Here is a 620-nt window from a genome sequence, read left to right on the forward strand (position 1 = left end):
GGCCGGCGCCTCGCGCGGCATGAATACCCGCAGCGCGATGAGCCGTACCTGGAGGACATGGGCAAGAAGGCGCGCGAGTACAAGGTCCTGGCCTTGTTGATCGGCCCCGACTACCGTTCGGCGCGCGATGCGCTCCTGGAAGCGCTGGAGCAGTCCGGCCCCGGCGAGCTGGTGCATCCGTTCTTTGGCCGGCGCAGCGTCGTGGCGGGCGAGTTCGGCCTCAAGGAGAGCACCGAGGAAGGTGGAATGGCCACCTTCTCGCTGGTCTTCACCGAGGCGGGCAAGCTGGCCGAGCCGGACGTCGATGTCGACATGCCGGCGGAGCTGCTCGCCAGCCAGGAAACGGCCTTCGACGAAGTGGCCAACGATTTCGCCGAGTCGTTTGATGTGTCGGGGCTGCCGGCCTGGTCGCTTGACGACATCGAGTCGACCATCAACGAATTTCTGTCGCTCGATGCCTTCAAGGCGGTTGCCTCGGAAGTCTCCGGCTTCGTCAGCCGCGTCGCTGACCTGGTGATGCGACCGGTCGACTTCGCCAATTCCGTGATCGGGCTGGTGCGGCGACTCACCGACGTCTCGTCGATCCTCGGCGTGCCATATATGCCGGTGCGTTCCTGGCG

At 65.6% G+C, this 620-nt stretch carries 1 protein-coding gene; it reads left to right on the forward strand.

What is annotated here, in order from left to right; genetic code table 11:
- On the forward strand, positions 1-620 hold a 620-nt coding region (locus tag AC3WON_RS31095; protein WP_492353484.1), incomplete at both ends, for a DNA circularization protein.

The organism is Cupriavidus sp. FW305-46, from assembly GCF_058787075.1.